The 1365-nt window shown below is 74.7% G+C and carries 1 protein-coding gene; it reads left to right on the top strand.

The genetic code is table 11. The features are described from left to right. Positions 1-288 precede the first annotated feature (288 nt). Positions 289-1236: a hypothetical protein gene (locus FNQ90_RS23315; RefSeq protein WP_182608159.1), complete on the top strand. Its 948-nt coding sequence runs from the start codon at positions 289-291 to the stop codon at positions 1234-1236. The last annotated feature ends 129 nt before the right edge of the window (positions 1237-1365 follow it).

Here is a 1365-nt window from a genome sequence, read left to right as displayed (position 1 = left end):
CCCGGCTCCTCCCCCCGGGGACGGTTTCCCCTCCGTTCCTCGCGTGTTGGCGTCGTCGTGGTCCGGAGTGCGGCGGAACCCATCCGGGCGGGGGAGGAACCGGGGACGACCGGACCGTCGACTCGGGGAATACCCGAAAAGCGGGGCCGCCGAACGGAGTTCATCGCGCCATTCCCTGTGCGGAAAGGGCGAACCGCTTTACGATATCGGTCCTGCCCACAAGCTCTCCGCCCGTTCCCGGCGGTCCGGTCGGCAGTATCGGCCCAACGGAGCACTGGGGGAACCCATATGAACACCGCACGTCATCTTCTGCCGGAGGATCGTCCCGAGTTCGAACGTCTGTTGGACGAAGCGCTCCGCCGGACCCATCCCGGGGCCGACGGCCCCTCCGCCGGAACGCGCGGCCCCGGCCGTGTGACCGTCGAGAACCTGCGCCGCACGGCGCGGGACGCCGCCCCGCTGATCACCGCCGTGGCGGCGGTGGAGTACGGGCGCCTGCTCGACGCCCGGGCGGGCCGCGCCGCTCCGGGCGGCGGGCCCCCGACCGGCGATGGGCGCGGTTCCCGCCGGGCGGCCGGGCGCGGTACCGGTGGGGACGGACGGCCCGATCCGAACGGCGGGACCGCCGGCGCCGGTCTGGCCGCCGTGATCTCGGTGCTGCTCCCGATACTGGCCGGAATCGCGGCGGCGATCTTTCTCACCCTCGGCCACCTGCTGGGGGTGATGGATCCGGAACCCGTGGCGGCGGGCACCATCCGCACCGCCGGTTGGTTCTTCCTCGTCCTCATGGGGATCGGAATTCTGGTCGCCGGAACGGAATTGTTGATCACCGCGCTGCGTCACGGTTCCGGCCGCTCGGAAACCGGGGCGGGCGGGGCGGAATCGGGCCGCCGGGAGGCGGAATCGGAGGAGGTGGCCCGCGCCCGCGACGCCTGGGAGGAGGCACTCATGGAACGCGGGTTGCTTCCCTTTCTGCGGGACACGGCGGAGGCGCCCCGCGACGCGGAGGCCCCCGCCGACCCGTCGGGGCCCGGCACCCCGCCGATCCGCCGGGAGGGCGCGGCGGGACGCACCCCGCGCCTGTCCTACAGCAGCCCCGGGTTCGCCGGTCCCAACGAGGGGCGGACCGGGAACGAGCGGAGCCGGGGGTACGACTCACCGGGGTACGACCACCCGGGGTTCAGCAGCCCCCGCTTCACCGGCCCGTCCGAGGGTGGTGCCGGCGGCCGGGAGTGAGCCCGCCGGTACCGCCCGGGCCGGGGGCGCCGGCGGCCCCTCGGGTTCCACCGCGCGCCGGGTCGGCCCCGCGCCACCGCACGCTCCCGCCCCGGGGCGCGGTGGCTGTCTCGTATACATATCTGACGC

This window comes from Streptomyces alkaliphilus, assembly GCF_014141535.1.
GTDB lineage: Bacteria > Actinomycetota > Actinomycetes > Streptomycetales > Streptomycetaceae > Streptomyces > Streptomyces alkaliphilus.
This window is presented reverse-complemented; position numbering and strand designations above follow the sequence as displayed.